Source organism: Shewanella sp. DNRA4, from assembly GCF_012843185.1.
Taxonomy (GTDB): Bacteria; Pseudomonadota; Gammaproteobacteria; order Enterobacterales; family Shewanellaceae; genus Shewanella; species Shewanella xiamenensis.
The window spans coordinates 96,920-118,972 of sequence record NZ_JABAIP010000005.1 but is presented as its reverse complement, the minus strand read 5'-3'; the positions used below and the strand labels follow the sequence as shown (position 1 = coordinate 118,972).

At 44.7% G+C, this 22,053-nt stretch carries 11 protein-coding genes, 1 pseudogene and 1 riboswitch; of the genes and pseudogenes, 5 read left to right on the top strand and 7 right to left on the bottom strand.

From position 1 onward, the window contains the following. Positions 1–117: 117 nt before the first annotated feature. The 3 genes from HG547_RS06945 to HG547_RS06935 form a co-directional block, all read right to left on the bottom strand. Positions 118–2,973: a choice-of-anchor Q domain-containing protein gene (locus tag HG547_RS06945; protein WP_169547410.1), complete on the bottom strand. Its 2,856-nt coding sequence runs from the start codon at positions 2,971–2,973 to the stop codon at positions 118–120. 1,003 nt (positions 2,974–3,976) lie between these two features. Then, positions 3,977–5,557 (bottom strand): Na+/H+ antiporter NhaC family protein, encoded by a 1,581-nt coding sequence (locus HG547_RS06940; protein ID WP_037414811.1) that lies wholly within the window; start codon positions 5,555–5,557, stop codon positions 3,977–3,979. Positions 5,558–5,640: 83 nt separating this feature from the next. After that, positions 5,641–5,812: riboswitch (Lysine riboswitch) on the bottom strand. 140 nt (positions 5,813–5,952) lie between these two features. Next, a complete protein-coding gene (locus HG547_RS06935) occupies positions 5,953–6,915 on the bottom strand; it encodes a dienelactone hydrolase family protein (RefSeq protein WP_169547409.1) in 963 nt (320 codons plus the stop codon). Between the two features lie 282 nt (positions 6,916–7,197). Between HG547_RS06935 and HG547_RS06930 the strand changes: the two genes are divergently transcribed. The 4 genes from HG547_RS06930 (at position 7,198) to HG547_RS06915 (ending at position 14,964) form a co-directional block, all read left to right on the top strand. Beyond that, positions 7,198–9,471, top strand: coding sequence for a hypothetical protein (locus HG547_RS06930; protein ID WP_169547408.1), 2,274 nt, complete (start codon positions 7,198–7,200; stop codon positions 9,469–9,471). A 9-nt stretch (positions 9,472–9,480) separates the two neighbouring features. Then, positions 9,481–11,214 carry a hypothetical protein gene (locus HG547_RS06925; RefSeq protein WP_169547407.1) on the top strand — a complete coding sequence of 578 codons (1,734 nt, stop codon included), beginning with the start codon at positions 9,481–9,483 and terminating at the stop codon, positions 11,212–11,214. A 127-nt stretch (positions 11,215–11,341) separates the two neighbouring features. Next, positions 11,342–13,654 (top strand): toxin-antitoxin system YwqK family antitoxin, encoded by a 2,313-nt coding sequence (locus HG547_RS06920; RefSeq protein WP_169547406.1) that lies wholly within the window; start codon positions 11,342–11,344, stop codon positions 13,652–13,654. Between the two features lie 212 nt (positions 13,655–13,866). Next, complete coding sequence (locus tag HG547_RS06915) at positions 13,867–14,964, top strand: calcium:proton antiporter (protein WP_169547405.1); 1,098 nt, start codon at positions 13,867–13,869, stop codon at positions 14,962–14,964. A gap of 41 nt (positions 14,965–15,005) precedes the next feature. On the opposite strand, the pseudogene HG547_RS20975 reads toward HG547_RS06915, so the two are convergent. Both HG547_RS20975 and pbpG read right to left on the bottom strand, forming a co-directional pair. After that, positions 15,006–16,094: pseudogene (locus HG547_RS20975) on the bottom strand (rhomboid family intramembrane serine protease). A gap of 700 nt (positions 16,095–16,794) precedes the next feature. Next, entirely contained in the window at positions 16,795–17,760 is a 966-nt protein-coding gene (pbpG, locus tag HG547_RS06905; protein WP_037414829.1) for a D-alanyl-D-alanine endopeptidase, read from the bottom strand. A 767-nt stretch (positions 17,761–18,527) separates the two neighbouring features. Here pbpG and HG547_RS06900 point away from each other — a divergent pair. Beyond that, the gene (locus HG547_RS06900; RefSeq protein WP_047538285.1) at positions 18,528–18,968 is read left to right on the top strand and encodes a DUF2846 domain-containing protein; all 441 of its coding nucleotides are present in this window, start codon (positions 18,528–18,530) and stop codon (positions 18,966–18,968) included. Positions 18,969–19,079: 111 nt separating this feature from the next. On the opposite strand, the gene lysS is transcribed toward HG547_RS06900, so the two are convergent. Continuing rightward, positions 19,080–20,582 carry a lysine--tRNA ligase gene (lysS, locus tag HG547_RS06895; protein ID WP_047538282.1) on the bottom strand — a complete coding sequence of 501 codons (1,503 nt, stop codon included), beginning with the start codon at positions 20,580–20,582 and terminating at the stop codon, positions 19,080–19,082. Between the two features lie 29 nt (positions 20,583–20,611). Beyond that, positions 20,612–21,710, bottom strand: a protein-coding gene (gene prfB, locus HG547_RS06890) for a peptide chain release factor 2 (RefSeq protein ID WP_164925631.1) whose coding sequence is annotated in 2 segments (ribosomal slippage) — positions 20,612–21,634 and positions 21,636–21,710 — 1,098 coding nt in all. Because the reading frame shifts where the segments join, the coding sequence is not laid out codon by codon here. Between the last annotated feature and the right edge of the window lie 343 nt (positions 21,711–22,053).

Sequence of the window (22,053 nt, the reverse complement as noted above, 5' to 3'; positions counted from 1 at the left end):
GTAATACTAACCTGCCATTCCTGTGCTTTACATTCCATGAGTCATTTCTGGTTATTTAGCAAACTTGCATCCACTGTTTAGCAATTAGAGCTTTAACAATTAAAGAATGTAGCATAATCAGTTTAATCTAAACTCTATTGCACCAATATCAATGACTTTTGTTCCATTGTTATCACCGTCAATTGGTCTTGCTACACCATATAAATCGACATCTACGTTTAACGGCACACCAGCATCAATTACCGGTGAGTTACTAAAAGGATATCCATTATTATCAAGTAAAGGATCGGCAAAAAAAGTATTCACTTCAACTTGTTGGTCCTGCATATCTATATACAAGCCCCTAACCTCATTAACTATATTATTACTTAAGTTAATGCTGCTTCCAGAAGCAAACTTATACAAAGTACTAGCATACGAAGCATTATCAATTAAATATCTAGATTTTGAAACGATATTGTTATCGATTGACATTTTATAATATGGCTCATCAAGCCCATAATAAATAAGCTTCACTACAGATTCTAGCCCAAGAAAAGTATTATTGTAGATTTCTAATTCAGAGGACATACTTGCATTAAGAAACTGACATCCGAAATATAAATCAGGCGCATCCAAAAGATTGCCAAAATATATATTATTCACTAGTCTAGTCTTAGTATTTTGTGCAACAGCATAATTACCGCTTTCAATCCTAGGGCAATGGTAATCATCATCCAAATTACTAGATACGTAACCATTATCGAGAGCCTTACCTATCAATATATTTTGTTCAAAAAGCATCTCTCCGCTATTTAAAATGGATACTGACATGAGGTTGTTTGGTGTACCATCAAATAAATTACGTGTAATAGCACCTCCACTACCCTCTACCTTTATATAGTGATTAGCTAAGGTAAAACCATTTACACTACTATTTTTATCAATAATTAAACTTGGTTGCCAAAATGAAGTTTCGCTGCTATAAAGCTTAGCACCTTTAGATTCCGCCTCTAATAGCGTTTGTTTTTTAGATAAATCTAAATCACCAATATAAATTCCTGCCGGAACATTAACTTTTTCACCATCGGCCGCCATATCAATCTGTTTTTGTAATGCTTCTGTAGATTGACCAACCACTATTGGAAATGGTATTGAAGATAACACTTTATCACCAGTTATAGAGCTGAGTGAATTGAATACTAACTTCCCTTCCCCTTGACTATCTCCCCTAATATCAAGTGTAAAACTATAAGCCCATTGATAGTCTTTAAAAACAATTTCGTTTCCAACCAAACAACTATACTTTTCATGGCTATTAACACATTCGGCACTTAATAATGTGATATTTTCCGGTATGTCCAGTCTAATTTTATTGCCGGTCACAGGATCAAAGCCACCAAATTTAGATTCTTGCTGATGAATTGTAAACGCTAGCTTTTGTGAAGTACCAACTAATTCCATCATATACTCTTGACGGTTATCAATCCACAATCGATAAGATACATCAGCAGCATGTCTTGCAACATCAATTGTTGCTTGGTTATTCGACAAATCCTCATCATGTCCAAGATGCTGTATTTTTGCAGTGATAACACTTTTAATCTCTGCTCCATTTGCTGTGTCAGCATTTAAATAGATCTCTTGAACAGCTTTATATCCTGGTGATATATTATCCCATTTACAGGTCAGTTCGAGCCGATTATCTGTTAAAGTACAAAAATTGGAATGAGCATAACTATCGCTATCAAAATAAACAGGAAGAGATGTTGAGTAGGTCGTCAACACTGTTCCGCTATCAGTTGATTTTACATCACTTTCGACTTCAGCTTTTACGATAATCTTTTTAGAATAGCCTTGGGTTTCATGGGATAAAGTAACTCCGAGATCAGCAATTTTAGGAAGTATTTTTTTATCGTTAGGATGACCAAAAGATAAGAACTCTTGCAAATTTGTAAAGCCATCACCATCTAAATCTTGAGTCGCATCCAAAGCCGATGTTGGATTTAAACCAAAAGCCAACTCCCAACCATCAGTTATTCCATCGTTATCCGCATCCTCAAATGAGGTCAATATGGAGGGTTTATAGTATTCCTTTAAAAAAGCATATTCTTTATTTACCATGCCACTATGTAGCATAATTTTATAATAGGTGTAATTAGAGATTATGTTTCCTCTTAACTCCTTATAGAATTCAACTGAAAATGTAGCTTGACTACTGTTACTTCCCCTAACAACAAACTCACCACTTTCTTCATAGGCATGTACCATAGTGTTAAGTTTAAATAATTCATTCGTTTGGACATCCCAGAACCCTAAAGATGAATCGAATACGCGACCTTGTATCCTAAAACCATCATTTCCACATAACACCATCTCATTACCAGTTCTAATAAATTTAAAATTTGAAAATAAGATTTGTTTTTTATTATTTACATCTGAAAACATTAAATTATATGTTGCTTCAGTTTTTGCACAAGTTAAGTCCTGCTCTACATATTGTGCAGTACCAGCAAGTAAACTGTGACCTAAAGTACCTTTTACATCAACATCCTCAAAAATCACGGTACTATCAATAAGTATTCCATCGGTGGAAAATCGGTTTGCTCTCACAGTAGCTTTACCGTTAGTTGTCATGCCATCTTCAACGCAATTAGTGAAAGCAATATTTTTTTCTTTATCTGAGCTTCCATTCGAAATTTTAATCGTTCCACCACCAGAGCAAGTCGAACCCAGTTCGCCACTTTGATCGTTATAGTCCGGTAGTAATTCAGGAATGAGTGTAAAGATGTACTTGTACACTTGGCCTAATGTTTCTGTATTCAATGGAGCTACAGACTCAATACCTGCATATTGGTCTTTAATATTGATAAATTTAGACAAGGGGTCTTTGGTGACAGGAGGTGGGGTAGGTGTTTCTGCTGAAGAATCTCCACCACCGCCACCACATGCTGAAAGACATAAACACAAAAGGGGTACAAGTGCATATTTCATATCATAACATCCATTTATTTGATTTTATTAAGTTATTTAAAGTATTCGGATAAGTATAACTTTCATTATTTGTAACTGACACTGAGGTTAAAAAATTGGACAGGTACTTTTATGCCTTAACAATCGACCTATAACACCTGAGCCGAAGGAATACACCACCCCCCTCGGAGTTGCCGAAGGGCATTTACGTTCGTTGCGTGAGCGAGGCATAGTCGTTCTCGTGCATCTGATCCATAGGGAAATGGAAAATGTCAGTATGATGTATGGAACATCATTGACCATGCACTTCACGACATTCAGGCATCCTGCCTATCAGATGCCGAGATAGCGTCAGTCGAATCAGGGACGAGCGTCTGACGCGATAGCATAGAACGCTTAATGCCCAAGGGACTTTCAACTCAGTTGCGGAGAAGCAAGGACTCTTATTAACAAAGAGGCAAGAAGGAATTGCTGTTGATCCCCTCTTGGTCGACTCTTGTTTAAAAATCAGGGGGTGAAGACCCACGACCTTGATTCACCTCGGCCGATAGGCCGCTAAAAAACCAGTTCACAACTTTGTGAACCGACAAAAATCTTTCCATGGCTACCGCACTTGGCAAACACCCATTAGCCAAGGGATTGCACTGCTGTAATGCTTTTATAGAATCTAGAATCTAGAATCTAGAATCTAGAATCTAGAATCTATAATCTAGAATCTAGAATCTAGAATCTAGAACCTAGCACCTAGCACCTAGAGACTTATCGCATATTGTTCAGGAGGTGTTTCTTGCGAAATAAAGACACATCTTCCTGATGCAAATGAACTGAATCGAGGTCACGATTAAGTTTCATCCTTGTTAAAAACCTAAGATAACGTTGTGTTTAACATCTGTCTACCACTTTCACATTACAAATTAGATAGTTAAGTGATGACTTAAGTTTGCTTGAATGGATGCAGGCTTACTCAAGCCCACAAAAAAGCAAGGGGCCCGTGGGCCCCTAGTTGATAGCGTGTAAAAGAGCCTTATGCCGTAGCTAACAAAGGCTGATTTTTCGTTTTACGCAGATGATAGGCAGTGAAGAGCACAAACCACAGGGCGCTTACGGCAAATCCAGCTAAGGTTGAATGCATAATCCCCATGGCTAAATAGCCTAAGGTGGCGCCAAAGGCGATGGCTAAGGCATAGGGTAGCTGGGTCATCACATGGTCAATATGGTGGCAACCTGCCCCCGTGGCCGACAAAATACTGGTGCTGGAAATCGGCGAGCTATGATCGCCAAACACTGAGCCCGCAAGCACTGCGGCAAGCATAGGCAGCATTAATGCGATATCGCTGGCTGCGGCCATGTCGCCAGCCAGTGGCAACATAATACCAAAGGTGCCCCAACTGGTTCCGGTGGCAAATGCCATGGCGCAGGACAACACAAACACCACCGCAGGCAACACTTCCATTGGCAAGTTACCGTTGGCGAGGGAGGCCAGATATTTGCCAGTCTCAACATCGCGAACAACCGCACCAATCGCCCATGCAAATAGCAAGATATTGATCGCAGGTAGCATGGCCATCACTCCTTGCGGGGCGGCTTTAAGCCAGTTTTTAGCGCCCAATTTTAACCGCAGCGCAAGCACAATTGACACCGCCAAGCTGCACAGCGCGCCATACACTAGCGAGGAGCCCACATTGGTGTTTTCAAAGGAGCCAAGTACGCTAAATGGCAGCCCTTTTTCATCCAACACTGCCGCACCAGAGGAAATCATAAAATACACGGTCGCGCCTGTGAGGGTTAGGATCGGCAATACCATATCGATCATGCCACCGTTACTTTCTTCAGGGCTTTCCATATCTAAGCCGATTGGACGAGGCTTAGACGGATCCCAAAGCTTCCCCTCCAGCGCCCATGCTTCATGTTTACGCATCGGGCCGATATCCATTTGAAAGATAATCACCACCAACACCATCAACAGGGTAAACACGGCATAGAGATTCATCGGGATCATCTCAACAAAGGCTGAGATTGGACTTTGCTCGCTAATGCCGTGGGCGGCCATAATGCCACCGATAAGCGCGATAATATAAGCGCCCCAAGAAGAAATGGGCATCAATACGCACACGGGCGCAGCGGTAGAATCTAAAAGATAAGCCAGTTTGGCGCGGGAGATTTGAAAGCGATCGGTCACCGGACGGCAAATAGCGCCAACCGACAAACTATGAAAAAAGTCGTCAATAAAAAACGCAAACACCATCACACCAGTTAAGCCTTTTGCGCCGCGACGGGTCTTAGCGCGCTTAGCTGCCCACTCGGCAAAGGCGCGGGTGGCGCCAGAAACCGTCATCAGACTAATGAGTCCACCAAGCAGTAACATAAACAGCAACATATTGATATTGTCGCGATTAAGTGCGCCATCGACCCAAAAAATCTTCAGCACGGTATTGAACATATAGTGCAATGAATCAAGGGGAGAAAACTGATTGAGTAACAAACTGCCGGCCACAATCCCTACGCCAAGGGATAACAGTACGCGACGAGTGATGATCGCCAAGGCGACGGCTAACAAAGGGGGAAGTACTGACCAACCTGAGTCAGCAAAATGACTAATGTCCATGATCTCTTTTCACCAAAAAACGGGTGGAGATCTACCGAGAGGATAAAGAAACAAAACCTATAGGGAGGTATTACTCCTCAGCCCCTTCAGGTAGCGCTCCATAGTGGATGACTATGGCAGTCTTGCACCTATTTGATGCAAAACCAGCAGCTCGGTTTGATGACCTGGCTACTTCGGCGCTGACTCCTTTCCTTGTACATCTGCGGCATCACCCTCCGCACAAGTAGTCATAGGCAGCGCGCCTCTACTTAAAGGTATTCGAGCGGGCATTCTAGCGAGATGGGAACTGATAGCAAGTATTTTGATCCCACTCGCGTATAAAACAATGAATCACCTACAAGTTGGTAACACAAGAAACATCCACCTTTCAAGCGTTGCAATAGCGCTAAATGGACTTATACGAGTAAATGTTTACCAAAAAAATCTAAGGTTCTTGTCCATGCGAGCTCAGCCGTTGGCTCATCATAACGGGCGGTGGAGTCATTATGGAAACCGTGATTCACATTCGGGTAAAGATAAGCGACGTAATCGGCTTTATTAGCCTTTAGCAGGGCTTCATACTCGGCCCATGTATCGTTAATCCGTTGATCTAATGCGGCAAATTGCAACATCAACGGGCCTTTCACACGGCTGCGCAGCTCAGTTGCTGCGGGTGTGCCATAATAAGGCACGCCTGCCGCAAGCTCATCGGGAATGGTGGCGGCGAGCATATTGACGATATAACCACCAAAGCAAAATCCGACAGCACCGAGTTTGCCATTACTCTGCGGGTGCGCCCTTAAAAAACGCGCGGCGGCGATAAAATCCTGCTCGATTTTGGCTCTATCAAGGCTCGCTTGCATGGCGCGACCCGCATCATCATTACCAGGATATCCACCAAGGCTGTAAAGCGCATCGGGGGCAAAGGCGATATAGCCCTTGGCCGCTAAGCGGCGGGCAACATCTTCGATATAGGGATTTAAGCCTCGGTTCTCATGTACCACTAACACCACGGCGGCTTTTTTACTGAGATCTAAGGTCTTAGGATCGCCCGCCTTTTGGCCTGGGATCAGCAACGCGTTTGGCAAGACTAAATAACCGCGGCCTTCACCATAGCCATCGGGGGATGGAAACTTTACATAACTGGCTTGAATGCTGGGATCGTTAAAGGAGACTTGCTCGGCTAAGGCGTAATTAGGCATTAGTGCGCCCGTCAGCGTGGTCATGGTAAAACCCAGTGCCACTAAACCTGCGAGGCGAGCCATAAACTCACGGCGGTCGATAATGCCGTGGGCATATTCGTCATACCAGTCAAAGGCTTCCTGAGGAATGACAGGGAAAGGTGGTGTGGTTAGTTCTGGCTTATGATCTGGGCTCATCGTTCTTTCTCCATTTAACAAGCTAACCACTGGTTTATATTCCCTAGCTTGTGAGTTATCTAGCGGCCTTACCAAGAGTAAAGGATGAGAGCTTGTCAGGGCAATTAGCTTTATGCCGCCCATTTAATAATTCTCCACCCATCAATAGCCAATTTATGGTTGATCATGCGCCCAAATTGGCGTGAGCTTTTTATTCCATAGGGGCATTTTTGTGTATAATGTCGCCAAACAACATATTAATATCATTACATTTCAATAACATAAGTTACAAATGGAGTTCAAATGGCTATAGGGATATGCAGGGTACTTTGTACCACTGTCACGCTCACGCTTGGGTTAACGGCTTGCGATAATCAGGTTTCTGATAAGTCAGCAAGTATTCCCGCTTCGCGCGAGTATCAGATTATTTCTACTTCACACCTCAACGATGGTTTCGAAACCCGCAAAGTGTTGCAGGCACGATTGCTGCTGGATTACCAGTTACAAGATACAGAAGGTAAGGCGGCCAGCTTAACCACACCACTAACCCATAATGCCCGCTTTTTTATCCAACCTAACCTGCTGCAAATTAGCGATTATGGCATGCCGATCCCAGTGAGTAATATCGACCCAAAAGCCAAATCCAATGAAATCGCTCAGTTGGTTAAAGATGGCTTTAATGTGGAATTTAACAATGGTGAAGTCCGTCTATTAACCCCCATTGCCAAGATGGATCAAAAAGATATCAAGGAGTTATTTGAGCGCTGGCAAAATCTTAATAACTTGTTTAAACAAGCCCCAACCTTGCCTGTGGCGCTTGAGCCTCGCGTCGGTTACAGCACAAGCGCCCCCATGGATGGGCGCTTAACTTGGACGGTTGAGCAGGTCAGTGAAGATAAATTAATCGCCGTGTTACAAGGTGAAAAAGGCAAGTATAAGGCCTATGGCAAGTTCGAAGTTAACCGTAAAACCGGTTGGTTAGAGAGCATGGCGTTTTTTCAACGGGAAGAGCGCCAAGGCAGTACTTTCACCCATCGAACCCTGATGGCGCCTAAGGATAGGCCGTATATCATGAGCACGCTTTGGCATGCCGATGATAGATTTGATGCTGAGCGCGATAGGGATGATCGGCAAAAGGAGCTATACCGCATTAGCGAGGTTCCGCAGGAGTATCGCCCCAATAATGAGGCATTTATAAAATCCTTATTACCAGACCAACAAGGTATTTTAGATAATGTTGGCCCTTGGGGTACTGATACCCCTGAAGATCTGCAATTGCGCTTTGTCCACAATATGAGCCCGCAATATGTGGAAGCCGATGTACGTTATGAGGACTTAAGCGCCTTTGATGCTAACGGTAAACCGATTGACATTCACTTCTGGCAGCACGGTAAAGGTTGGGCGAGGAATTATAATCCCTCGATTGAATCTGCAACCGATATTATTGCGACGGGGTGGGATAACACTGCGAATAAACTCAAGCAGATAGACCATATTAATGCCAAGCTAACGCTTATCCCACAGACGAATAAGATCGTCGAAAAGTCGTGGGATGAATTGCTGGCAACACCTTACACCTTTGGCGATGCCAGCCTAACAATCCAGGTGCTCGATGCCGAGGCGAAACTGTTTAAAGTCATATCAAAACAGAGTGAGGATCAGAGTATTAATCTGCCTTTCCAACAGTTTAAAGGCATGATCGCAGAGGCCCGTCGCGAAGGTAATTATCCCTCCTGGTTAACGGCGACGGAAAAGGAGCTACTAGAACAATTAATTGGGGCCGATGAGCCACATCACCTCACCAGCAACGCACTGTTACTCAAGCTCGATGAGACCCCAAAAACCGTGGTGTTAATCGAGAAACAACCCCAACCGGAGTTGACTCAAACCAAGACGATTCGCTTTGTACAATTTACCGAGTACAACAAAAATCTGGCAAATCCTCCCACCGAGTTTGGTAACGCCAGCCTAGGTAGCTTCACCAATCCGACGCTAGATAGCGCTAAAAATGAGGTCAATACGATCCAAGGGATAAAACTGGTGTCTGACAATGGCCATAATCTATCTATTCCCATGTCAGCGGCTTTGGCGACCGCCTGTAAACCTGAAATAGAACAGGGTTTTAATGAGGGTAAAAATCCCGTCACTTGGCAGTTTGTTCCCAATGCCCTAAGCGGCAGTGCCTATATGTTGATGACTCCGGATCATGTGCGGCAGTTTTTCTACGATAAGCAGATCAAGGGTAAGATCCGTTGCCAAGGTGATATCCATTGGCAGCCTTTAGAACTGGCCGCGACAGACCGCCCTTGGTTAATCGATTTACAATCTTGGCTGACGCAAACGGGATATGGCAATGAGCCGAGTAGCAATCTTAACAATTACTTTAAGGTCGAAGATGCCCAAGGCAATCTGTTAACCATTCGACTCCCCGAAAATACTCAGCTGCCGATTAACGAGGTGCTAGTCGATGGGCGCTATTTGAGTGTTGCAGGCCCAGCCGCCAAGGTGAGTTATATGACGATAGCCAAAGAACCCAGCGATATCCCCTATGAATTCACCTTTAAACCTTTGCCTTAAGGAGCGGTTATGCGTCCATTTACTGTAAAACTGCTCCTAGGAGCACTCGTACTTATCAGTACCCATGCCAATGCGGAAAAGGTCTTACTCGATGCCCATTGGAAGGTTGTCAAAGATGAAAAACAGGCTCAGTACTATCTAAAACAATCGACCGAAGTGATCGACGGCCATTATAAGGCTGAGGTTTATTACAAAAACAAAGATATGCTTTTTTGCGCCAGTGCCCTCGCCGATAACAAAATAGGTAAAAAACTCACCAGCGAGCAATTCCGCGGTGCGTATCAATGTTACTTTGAGGATGGCAAACCATATGAGCAAGGCTTTCGTAACGAGCAAGGCCAACTTCATGGCTTGCTTAAAAAATACATTGCCACCGGCCAACTGTATGTTGAATCGCACTATGAAAATGGTGTGAAACAAGGCCTCGAAACGGGTTATTGGAATGGCGGCAATATCCGCTACAAAACCACCTTTAAAGATGGCCAAGAAGTCGGCATCAGCGAACATTTTGGCCCCGAAGGTGAAGTCACCGCCAAGATCTGCAATGACCCAACCTGCGTGAGTCAATATTTTAATCTTGGCAAACTTAACCGTGAAGAACATCGCGTTGATGGTCTATTGCAAGGAACTGAGACCACTTGGGGCCTAAATGGGCAAATCATCTCGACCCAAGAGTATGTTAAAGACAAAAGACACGGTGACTATTTTGAGTATTTTGACAATGGCAACGTCAAACACCATTACCAATATCAAGCTGATTATAAGGTTGGTGAGCAACTAACTTACTATGAGAATGGTCAGATCCAATTAAAGGAACTGACTAACGATAAAGGTGATGCCCTCCAAGCCATTGAATACGATGAACAAGGGCAAATTAAAAAAACCACCGACAGCAAATACCAAGGTAATCGTTGGGTTTATCGTAAACAGCAGCGCTTTAGTAAAGGCCAACTGATTGAGAGCACAGAAAACGACCTACTCAAAAACTGGTCACTTAGCGAAGACTACGAGCAAGGCGAATTAGTGAATCGTCGCGAGGAACTCGATAAAAAATTAACGGGCTTATATGTGGAATCCATCAAGAGCCGTAGTGGTACAGACGTTATCACCCGCGAGCATTTTAACGCAGGCAAGCGTGAAGGCCCCTATGAAATGGTGAAATTCGACCATGAAACGGGTAAGCGTTGGGTGGCTGAGCAGGGGCAATATACCAATGACAAGCCCTCGGGCAAATGGAAGAAGCAGCAAGAGGATGCCAGCCTCACCTTTAGCTATGATGACAATGGTGAACTCCATGGCGAGTTTCGTAATGAGACAAGTTCAGGGCAACTGCTTGAATTAATAAACTTTAACCATGGCAACCCCGACGGCTTAGTGCAACGTTATGCCAACAATGGTCAACTGTATGAAAAAGGCGTATACCGCAATGGTCAACAGGATGGCGATTGGATATTTACCGATGGTGAGTACGGTTTCCGCCCAATACCCAACCCTGAAAGACGTTATTGGTATGGTCGCTTCGATCAAGGTAAACAAGTCGGCCATTGGGAACTGCGCTCATCTGAAGATTATGTGCTTCAAATCGCCAATTATGACGATCAGGGCAGGCTTGATGGTAAGCAATACGAGTTTGAGGAGCATGGCTGGATAGAGGTGATTAATCGCTACAATCATGGGCAGTTTTTGAATCAGGAAACACCGCCGCCGGTAGTGACTCCTGACCCTGTTTTCTCAACGTTTTAGCTTAATCAATTAACGTAAACCTTGGCGCAGGGCACTGCATTATGTCCTGCGCCAAAGACATAAATTCAACAGAGTAATTATATAGGCCGCAAAGGCGCTGCCTTAAGACCCAGAGCAAGGAATCAGCATGTTCTATACGCCATTTCGCTTTATCAGCCTCGCGACTGCCGCAGCCAGCCTAGTCAGTGTCCATGCTCTGGCAGCGCAAAATCTATCTTCCATGATGGTCGACATTCGCCAGCAAGACGGGATCCCCAGCTATTACAATCTCGCCACGGGCATGCCCTTAAATGGCGATATCGCCATCGTTCGCGATAACCAAGGCTATACCTTAGGGCAATTTTCTCAGGGAATACCTAATGGGAAATGGCAAGTATTTCATACTAATAACAGCAGAATCGTTGAAGGTAATTACCAACAGGGCTACCAAGATGGTACTTGGCGGCTGTTCGACTTAGATGGCACGATAACCGAAGAACAACAATTTGCTAAGGGCGTCCCCGTTGGCGAATGGAAAGAATTTAGCCCCAACGGCCATGTTAACCAAAGCACTGTCTACCAAAATGGCCAAAAATCCCAAGTTAAGCGCTTCTTCCCCAGCGGTAAATTGCAGGCACAAGAAAGTTATCTTGATAACCTGCGCCATGGTAAATGGGAAAGCTTTTATGAAAACGGCACCCTCTCCCAAAGCCAAACCTACGCCAATAACCAACTCACCGGCCCCTATCTTGAACAAAACTCTGTAGGCCAAGTGGTCGTAAGCGGCCGTTTTGATGCTGATGGTCGTCGCCAAGGGTTATGGGAAACCTTTTTTGACGATGGCACTAAGGCCAGTGCCAGCCAATTTAATCTTGATAAACTTGAGGGTGAAGAACGCACCTTTTATCCCAGTAGTGAACTGGCGAGCCTGTGCCACTATCAAGCGGGGCTGCGCCACGGTAAGTGCCAGCAATTTAATGAACTGGGCAAACTCCAAGTCGAAGAGCAATACCTCAACGATGTGTTAGAGGGACGCCAACAGTACTTTAGCCTTGAGGGCGTACTGACCAGCGATTTGAACTACAAGCAGGATATGCTCGCAGGCGCGCAAAAGTACTTTCACCCTAATGGCCAACTTAAAGAACTGCGCACCTACCAGGACTCGCAACTGGCTGATAATGGTCAATATCCCTTGCATGGCCCTTCTGAGCGTTATGATGCGGACGGTAATCTTATCGAAAAAAGCAGCTACAACATGGGCTTAAAGGATGGATTATTTGAGCGCTATAACGGCGGTAAACTGCAAACCGCAGAGGTATGGAAGCTAGGTCAACGTGACGGAGAATTTCGTCGCTACTACGATAATGGCCAGCTCCGCAGCTTAGATGTTTATGTCGATGGCAAACTCACTGGCCGCTCTGAATCCTTTTACCAAGATGGTACAGTCAATGAGCGCGGCGAGCGTATCGAGGGCGCTTGGGTCGGTAAATACGAGTCTTTTTATGATAATGGCAAACCGAAAGAACTTGCTCACTATGCCCGCAGCAAAGCGGATAACAGCAATAGTTATCCCCTCGACGGCCACTTTAGTCGCTGGTACTACAATGGCGATCTTAATGAAGACGGCGAATATAAAGCAGGCTTAAAAGAAGGCCTTTGGGTCCAATATGCTTCGGGCCTTAAGCAAAAAGAACAGACCTTTGTTAACGGCAAACTCAATGGCGATTACGCCGAATACTACCAAGGTCGCAGCCGCGTCACTGGCCAATATGAGGATAATCAAAAAACCGGCCTCTGGATTGATTACCGCTATGAAGCCAAAGATCCAACCTACGGCGCGATTCCCGAGGGCAATATCAGCCAGAAAACCTACTGGAAAGATAATAAACGCCACGGCACTAGCGAGTACTACAGCTTTAAACAAGTGGTTTATCGCTTAGAAACCTATGATAACAATGATAAAACGGGCTCCTATGCCGAATATTATCCCAATAATGGCCAGCTTAAACTTAGCGGCACTATGGATAAAGGCCTGCAAACAGGATTATGGGAAAGCTGGTATGAGGATGGCATTTTAGCCGCCAGCAGCGAATTTTTAGATAATCAGCAGCATGGCAGTAGCAAAGAGTATTACAGCAATGGCCAGCTCAAACTCGAAGTCCAATACTCAAAAGGCGAACTCGACGGCGAGCGCAGGGAATACCATCAAAATGGTAACCCTAAACTGAGTGAAACTTGGCTAAAAGGTCAAAAAGAAGGCGAAGCTAGCTATTACCATGTTAATGGCAAACTCGCCGAACAAGGCACTTATCTTAAGGATCGCCGGGAAGGTTTATGGCAACAGTTTTGGCCCAATGGCGAAAAACGCAGTGAAGGCAGCTATATCGCAGATCGCCAAGCGGGGGATTGGAATCATTACGATCAGCTCGGCAAGTTGATTAATACCGAACACCATGGCTAAGAAATTGCGTTAGCTTGCATGCAGTTTGCCTAGTTTGTGACTCGCAAAATCGGCTAAGCAAAAGGTATTAATCGATAACTGGGGTTTTGAATAAAAAAGCGATCTCGCTCAAAATTTTATGCCTAACCCCAAATCTAAAAGAATATTCATGCAAAGTGTGCCATAACCAATGTCTATACTAACGGCCTTTTTCCGCTTTGGATCAACTGCCTATGAAGACATTTATCAAAGACGAATTTGCCCTGCTACTCGGAATACTCACGTTAGTATTCTTCAAGACTGGCGGTGATAGTTTGCTCGCCGATGGCACGGCTCTCTCAACCTATATTCCCGTTTCACTCGCCCTACTCGGAGTGGTAACTTGGGCGATTTTCTCCGTGGTGCGTCACTCGGATGCGCTTGCCATCAAGCTCGGCGACCCTTACGGTACCTTGATTTTAACCCTGTCGGTAATTTCGCTCGAAGTGGTGATGATTTCTTCGGTGATGTTAACGGGCGAGCCAAATCCAGTGATGGCAAGGGATACCATGTTTGCCGTAGTCATGATTATTACCAATGGCTTAGTTGGTATCACTCTGCTACTTGGTGGCTGGCGCTATCATACTCAGCACTTTAATTTAGATGGGGTGAAATCCTATTTAGTGGCGATTATTCCCCTCGCCCTACTCTGTTTAGTGCTACCTAACTTTACCGAGGGCGGCACCATTGGCAGCATGTCCAAGCCCATGTCTTGGATGCTCATCATCATCTCGATTTTGCTCTATGGCATCTTTTTGGTGATCCAAACTAAGAGCCATAGCCACTTCTTTGTCGATGCCGACCACGAGGACCACGAAGAGCATCACGGCATACTGCGCAGTAATATCTACCACACTATGCTGTTGATTGGTTATTTGCTGGTGGTGATTCTGCTCGCCAAAACCCTTGCTATGCCCATTAATTACAGCGTGGCCTCTCTCGGGGCGCCGCCAGCACTGGGCGGCTTTATTGTCGCCTGTTTGATCTTATCTCCAGAGGCCGTAGGTGGCTTTAAGGCTGCACTCAATAATCAACTGCAACGGGCGATGAACCTCTATTTTGGTTCAGTGCTCGCCACCATAGCTCTCACCGTGCCCGCAGTATTGATTGTCGGAAGTGTGATAAATCAAGAGGTACACTTAGGCCTTTCTGCGGCGGATATGGTGCTTTTAGCCACCAGTTTAATGGTCTGCAAAGTCAGTTTCAGCAGCGGTAGAACCAATGCTCTCCATGGTGCGACCCATATAGTGCTGTTTATTGTGTACCTTTTCCTGATGTTTGAGCACGCCTAAATACCGCTTACATTTAATAGTAAAACCCATTAGCCGAGGATTTACCTCGGCTTTTTATTGGCCTGCGGTTGCATCTTATTTGGCCGTAGCAGGCTCCCAAGCAATAATCCACAGCCCAAACCGCCAAGATGCGCGGCATTATCCACGCCGCCAAAGAGCCCCATCACAAGACTTGCAGTAACAAATAGGGTCAGATTCAGGGCGAGTGGCATATTGTCCGCCAAGGGCAATAAGCCCAATCAAATCCACATGATCAACACCCCAAATAATCCCATAATGGCACCCGAGGCACCGATACTGATCATCGCCTCATACCAGCTAATACTGGCAATGCTCGCCACTAAACCACAACATAAATAGACCCCGAGTAAACGCCATTTACCCAGTAGAGGCTCCAAAAACATCCCCGCAAAAAACAGTCCGTATAAGTTAAAAACCAAATGTATCAGGCCGCCATGTAAAAACACATTGCTGATCAACCGCCAAACTTGTTGATCCAAAACCAACTGGCGAAGGTTTGCGCCCCAATCGAGCAACAGACTGTTTGGAAAGGCGATAACGTGCTGGCTGGCAAAAGCCATCAACATAAATATCAAGCTATTGATATAAAGCAAGATTGGTGTGATAACAAAACCCTGCCGAGGTTTAAATTCAGCCAAAAAGCCATAAAGCTCTGCCTTAGGTTTTTCTATACTTAGCTGCGCCACCAAAGCCTGAGATGCCTGTGTCTCGTCCAGTTTTAGCATCAAGCTCATCAGTAACCACACAATGGCAGCAAAGCTTAACCAGGCGATAATCCACGCTAATTTATGGCCATTACGCGCCTCGAAGGGCTTATTCACTGGCATCAAGACAGTTTGATAACCATCGAAATACACTGAGCTTTTTTGAGCAGCGGTCAGTAGCTGAGTGTAGCGGGTCGACGGGCCGATACGGTCAAGATAGACAAAGTCTTCAGGCTTAAAGGCATTAAAATCCTGCTGGCTCTGATGAATAAACTCTTGAAATAGCGCTTCTTTCTGCTGCAGTTCGAGTCTATTACTGATCGTTTTCTCATAAACTTTGCCATACCATGCCAAGGCCTTAGCACCGCCCCGCCAACTCTCGTTACGTTTAGCGAATATCGGCATCGCAATATACAGGCTCATACGCAGCTCACTATTACCTTTGCCAATCGGCTCAATATTGCGCTGTACGCCGATATGTTTTTTATCGATATAAAACTGATTTAATTGGTAATACTTGGTTTGCGGCTGGTGCAATAGTGCATTGATGGACTCGAGTAGAGTCAACTTGCCCGTTGCGCTATTAAGGTATTCCTGCGCCACGATAGTGGGCACGGCTAGCAACAGCACGGCAATCACAAAATAGATAAAACGGCTATTACTCTTGGTAAAGCGGAATAACTTAAGCCGAGGTCTTAAGTAGAAAAACAGCAAGGGCCAAGGCAATATCAGCGGCAGCCAGAAATTGATAATCAATTCGTCAATGCTCAGCAGTTGGAACTCGATAATCAACAGCCAATGGAGCAAGCTGTAGCCTGAGACAAATATCAGGCAGAGCAGTATAAAGGGCACATAGATTAACCGGAGTTTTTTTAAGACTAACGCCACACGCATATCATCCTTGAGAGAAAAAACCTGCCAATAATACGGTGTATCGCCACACAACGCACCCTCTACGGGGTGATTGATTGACTTTTAGTTAAGCCTATCAATCATCTACAATACAAGTGCTAGAAAAATGACAATAAAAAGGCCAGAACGATTCTGGCCTAAAAACGGTCAACCTATCCTGTGACGGGACATGGATAAGCAGGAAACGCCTGCCTTAGGTCTCGCTGACCTTAGCAAATTGCTGCTGATTGCGCTGCTTCTTATATTGCTTAGCATCCGCGGGGATCGGAGTGACTTTGCCTGTTTCTAACCAAGTACGTAAACGGTTAGCATCGGCCATATGGGTATACTTACCATAGGCATCGAGCACAACAAAGGCCACTTGGCGTTTGGCCATTTCGGTACGCATCACTAAGCAGTGCCCTGCTTCATTGGTAAAGCCCGTTTTAGTGAGGTGGATATTCCAGTTATCTTTATAAACCAAGCGATTGGTATTTCTAAAATCGAGGCTGTACTTTGGTTTGCCAAAGGTTACGGTTTTCTTTTCGGTCGAGCTTAACTGACCTAACATGGGATAGCCTTCGCTAGCCTTTAGTAACACCACCAAATCCCGCGCGCTCGAGACGTTCTTCTCTGACAATCCAGTCGGCTCTACATAGCGAGTGTTTTTCATCCCTAGGGCTTTCGCCTTAGCATTCATCGCTTTAATAAAAGCTTTATGGCCACCGGGATAATGGTGGGCAAGACTTGCGGCGGCACGGTTTTCAGATGACATTAATGTCAGCAATAACATTTCTTTACGGCTAATTTCACTGCCAATACGCACCCGCGAATATACGCCGCGCATTTCCTTAGTATCATTGATATTGATAGTAAGCTTTTCATCCATAGGTAACTTAGCATCTAGGGTTACCATCGCGGTCATTAGCTTAGTCACAGAGGCAATGGGCCTTACGGCATCGGGATTGCTGGAATAGAGAATTTCATTAGTTTTAAGATCAACGACTAATGCACTATTCGCTGCTACCTCCTGCTTAGCAGGGGCTTTTTTAGCAGAAGTTGCTTTAGTGGCGGTGCTTTTTGTAGTGACAGAGGCCGAATCGGCTGAATGCGCTGTCGCGGCAACAGTTAAACTGCTGCATACCAAGATAAAACTACCAAGCAGAGAAGGGATCTTCATGTAGAATTCACTGAGTCGTTAATAAGTCGAATGTGCTACGGCACAGGGTTGAGGCTAAGTATAAGAGGTATATGCCGAAAGGAATAGAACTGAACACGACTTTTATCAGCAATATCAGCACTTTTTACACTCACTTTATGAGAAAAATCTTAGTTTTGAGCCTACAAACACATCAGAGTAAAAGTACCTATTAACAAACAATCGTAAATCGGCAATCATAAAAGCTAAAAAAGATTTAATATTCAGAATGATAAACCAAATACATTTGGCTTATCGAGATTATTAATCACCTATTCATTGATGTGCAGACGAGCCGCCATTTCGATAAAAGCCTTAGCAAATGATCCGAATGGAAGATAGAGCTCCCTTTCTTAATTTCCTCAAGCTCTATAGCCATAACATTAATGAGTTTAAAACACCTCAATAGTGAAAAATGAAATATTGCCAATGAAGCTCATCACAAAAACCAACAACTGGCGCAACAAAATCACACTTTAAATTACAAACAGATAGCGGGCCGATACAAGTTAAGCTATATTGCGCAACATCAAGGATAGTAGGTTTAGCTTACTGATTAAATAGCACTTTTTACTAATCATTTGCCATATGAAATCACGTAGGCTTGTGTCAGGATGATGTTTTTTCTGTTCATCCCCCGCACACCCCCTTTCCTTGAAAACAGGAGTTAATACCGAGCTAATCAGTATTAATGGATATAGAGAGCCGACTCAACAGGCTTGTTATCATTTTTAAATTAGGGATTGATGATGTTAAAAAAACTACTTACCCCCATGTTAGCTGTTTGCCTATTTCTGACTGGTTGTGCTTCAGTGCCGATGGCATCACAGGAAGAAGATGCCAAATTAAAAACATTCCAAAAACCGGCTGACAATAAAAGCGGTATCTATGTTTACCGTAATAGCTTTGCTGGACAAGCACTAAAGAAAAATATCTACATTAACGGCAATCTAATTGGTGAGTCAGCAAACAAAGTGTACTTCTATAAAGAAGTTGATCCCGGTGAGCAAAAGTTATCGACCGAATCTGAATTCAGCGAAAATGATTTAACAGTGAAAACAGAAGGGGGTAAAAACTACTTCTTCGAGCAATATATCAAGATGGGTGTATTTGTGGGTGGTGCAGGACTAAAAGCAGTCTCAGATACCGAAGGCATGAAAAACGTTCAAGAATGTAAACTAGCAAAATAGTTATTGCTCACTTTTACATTACATCCATAAAAAAACCAGCCAAATGGCTGGTTTTTTATATTCATCCAATGCCATTGGGTCGCAGGTTTTATCTGCAACCCAATACCGCACTTAGGCTTGTGGGCGCATTGCAGGGAATAGGATCACGTCACGGATAGTGTGAGTGTTAGTAAATAACATCACTAAACGGTCGATACCGATACCTTGACCTGCTGTTGGTGGTAAACCGTGTTCCAGTGCAGTGATGTAGTCTGCATCGTAGAACATGGCTTCGTCGTCACCCGCGTCTTTGGCGTCAACCTGCGCTTTAAAGCGGCTATCTTGATCTTCAGCATCGTTTAACTCGCTGAAACCGTTAGCCACTTCACGGCCACCGATGAAGAATTCAAAACGGTCGGTAATGAAGTGATTGTCATCGTTACGACGTGCCAGTGGCGAAATGTCCGCTGGGTAGCCAGTGATGAAGGTCGGTTGCATTAGCTGCCATTCAGCGGTTTCACCGAAGATTTCTTCTAATAGCTGACCACAGGTCCAGAACTTCTCGATCTTGATGCCTAGGCTAATAGCCAGTTCACGCATAAATTCAAGATCTTTCACTTGCTCATAGGTCATGGCTTGGATAGTCGCGTTGTCAGGATTGTACTTCTGAATCGCTTCTAACATGCTTAAACGGGCATATGGGCCACCGAAATCAACGGTGTGCTCGCCGTATGGCATTTGCGCACTGCCTAACAGTTCAATCGCGATAGAGCTTAACAGTTCTTCGGTTAAGTCCATCAGATCTTTGTAGTCAGCATAGGCCATATAGAATTCCATCATAGTGAATTCTGGGTTATGGCGTGGCGACAGACCTTCGTTACGGAAGTTACGGTTGATTTCGAACACACGCTCAAAACCACCTACCACTAAACGCTTGAGGTATAACTCTGGCGCGATGCGCAGGTACATTGGCATGTCCAGCGCATTGTGGTGAGTGATAAATGGACGCGCTGAAGCGCCGCCTGGGATTACGTGCATCATTGGGGTTTCAACTTCCATGAACTCTTTTTTGATCATGAAGTTACGGATTGCAGCAACCACTTTTGAACGCATTACGAAGGCTTGACGAGATTCTTCGTTAACGATTAAGTCCACATAACGTTGGCGGTAACGGGTTTCTTGGTCAGTTAAGCCGTGGAATTTTTCTGGCAGAGGACGCAGTGCTTTGGTCAGCAGTTGGTACTCTTCCATGTTCACGTACAGATCGCCTTTACCAGACAAGTGCAACTGACCAGTTACGCCGATGATGTCACCGATATCCAGACCTTGGTAACGCTCCTTCAGATCTGCCTGTACACCCTTTTCAGCATAAGCTTGGATGCGACCAGACACGTCTTGGATCACCAGGAATGGGCCACGTTTTGCCATGATACGGCCAGCGATGCTGGTTCTAAAACCTAAGGCTTCGAGTTCTTCCTTAGTGTTTTGACCGTATTTTTCCTGCAACTCAGCCGCTTTATGGGTGCGACGGAAGGTATTAGGGTGAGCATTAGCGCTGCAGTTCGGGCGAATGCTGTCTAGCTTGGCACGACGCTCGGCAATCAGTTTGTTTTCATCTTGTACTTGTTCAGTCATCTTATTTCTCGTCTATACCTTTGAATTAATTACAGCCCTGATTTCAAACTGGCTTCGATAAACTTGTCCAGATCGCCATCGAGTACCGCTTGGGTATTGCGCGTCTCCACGCTAGTGCGTAAGTCTTTAATACGGGAATCATCCAATACATAAGAACGAATTTGACTGCCCCAACCGATGTCAGATTTGGCATCTTCGGCGGCTTGCTTTTCGGCATTTTGCTTATGCATTTCTAATTCGAACAGTTTGGCTTTTAACTGTTTCATCGCCGAATCTTTGTTCTTGTGCTGTGAACGGTCGTTCTGGCACTGCACTACCGTGTTGGTCGGTAAGTGGGTAATACGTACCGCAGATTCGGTTCGGTTTACGTGCTGACCACCGGCACCCGAGGCGCGGTATACGTCGATACGTAAGTCAGCAGGGTTGATATCGATGGTGATATCGTCATCAATCTCAGGGTAAACGAATACCGAGCAGAAAGACGTATGGCGACGACCCGATGAGTCAAATGGCGATTTACGCACTAAGCGGTGCACGCCAGTTTCGGTACGTAACCAACCAAAGGCATATTCACCAGTAAACTTAATGGTCGCGCCCTTAATACCAGCCACGTCACCGTCGGTCACTTCCATCAGCTCAGGACTGAATCCGTGGGCTTCACCCCAACGCAGATACATACGCAGTACCATGTTGGCCCAATCTTGCGCCTCTGTACCACCACTGCCCGACTGAATGTCTAAGTAACAGTTTGAGGCGTCCTGTGGACCAGAGAACATACGGCGGAATTCGAGTTCGGCCAAACGGCTCTCTAAATAATCCAGCTCTTTGGTGGTTTCATTGAAGGTGTCTTCGTCTTCCTCTTCGATGGCAAGCTCAAGTAGACCTTCAACGTCTTCAAGACCTGAGTCCATATCATCGATAGTTTTTACGACGGCTTCGAGGCTAGCGCGCTCTTTACCTAGGGCTTGAGCACGTTCTGGCTCGTTCCACACCTCAGAACTTTCAAGTTCACGGCTGACTTCTTCTAGACGCTCATGCTTAGCATCGTAGTCAAAGATACCCCCTAAGAAGCTGCGTACGCTCGGCAAGCTCCTTAATTTTGAATTTTACTGGATTAACTTCAAACATGGATTTTTAACTTCGCTTATTTTTGCCGTTTTAATGGGTTTCCCATCAAAGCAGGCGGCGCTTAACGGTAATTGCAACCGCGCATTTTAACCTAACAACGCTGGTAAACCTAGGGCGTGATAGCGTTTCACTGCGATTTTATCAGCATAAAAAGCACCGTTAGGGTCGGCAGATTAACAAACAAAGCCGAGTTAAGACTGTGATCTTACATGAAATTGCCAGCTTGACGCCCCAATTCAATTAAAAATTGAGTTTACTAAACAGTGATAATCACTAAAAACCGCATAGAATTAAACAAGATACAGATAAAACACATATAAAATGCTGAGATAATCACAGTATT

Bases quoted from the DNA above. Each gene is read 5' to 3' on its own strand.
- HG547_RS06945 (WP_169547410.1), bottom strand. From the start codon at position 2,973: ATGAAATATGCACTTGTACCCCTTTTGTGTTTATGTCTTTCAGCATGT.
- HG547_RS06940 (WP_037414811.1), bottom strand. From the start codon at position 5,557: ATGGACATTAGTCATTTTGCTGACTCAGGTTGGTCAGTACTTCCCCCT.
- HG547_RS06935 (WP_169547409.1), bottom strand. From the start codon at position 6,915: ATGAGCCCAGATCATAAGCCAGAACTAACCACACCACCTTTCCCTGTC.
- HG547_RS06930 (WP_169547408.1), top strand. From the start codon at position 7,198: ATGGCTATAGGGATATGCAGGGTACTTTGTACCACTGTCACGCTCACG.
- HG547_RS06925 (WP_169547407.1), top strand. From the start codon at position 9,481: ATGCGTCCATTTACTGTAAAACTGCTCCTAGGAGCACTCGTACTTATC.
- HG547_RS06920 (WP_169547406.1), top strand. From the start codon at position 11,342: ATGTTCTATACGCCATTTCGCTTTATCAGCCTCGCGACTGCCGCAGCC.
- HG547_RS06915 (WP_169547405.1), top strand. From the start codon at position 13,867: ATGAAGACATTTATCAAAGACGAATTTGCCCTGCTACTCGGAATACTC.
- pbpG (WP_037414829.1), bottom strand. From the start codon at position 17,760: ATGAAGATCCCTTCTCTGCTTGGTAGTTTTATCTTGGTATGCAGCAGT.
- HG547_RS06900 (WP_047538285.1), top strand. From the start codon at position 18,528: ATGTTAAAAAAACTACTTACCCCCATGTTAGCTGTTTGCCTATTTCTG.
- lysS (WP_047538282.1), bottom strand. From the start codon at position 20,582: ATGACTGAACAAGTACAAGATGAAAACAAACTGATTGCCGAGCGTCGT.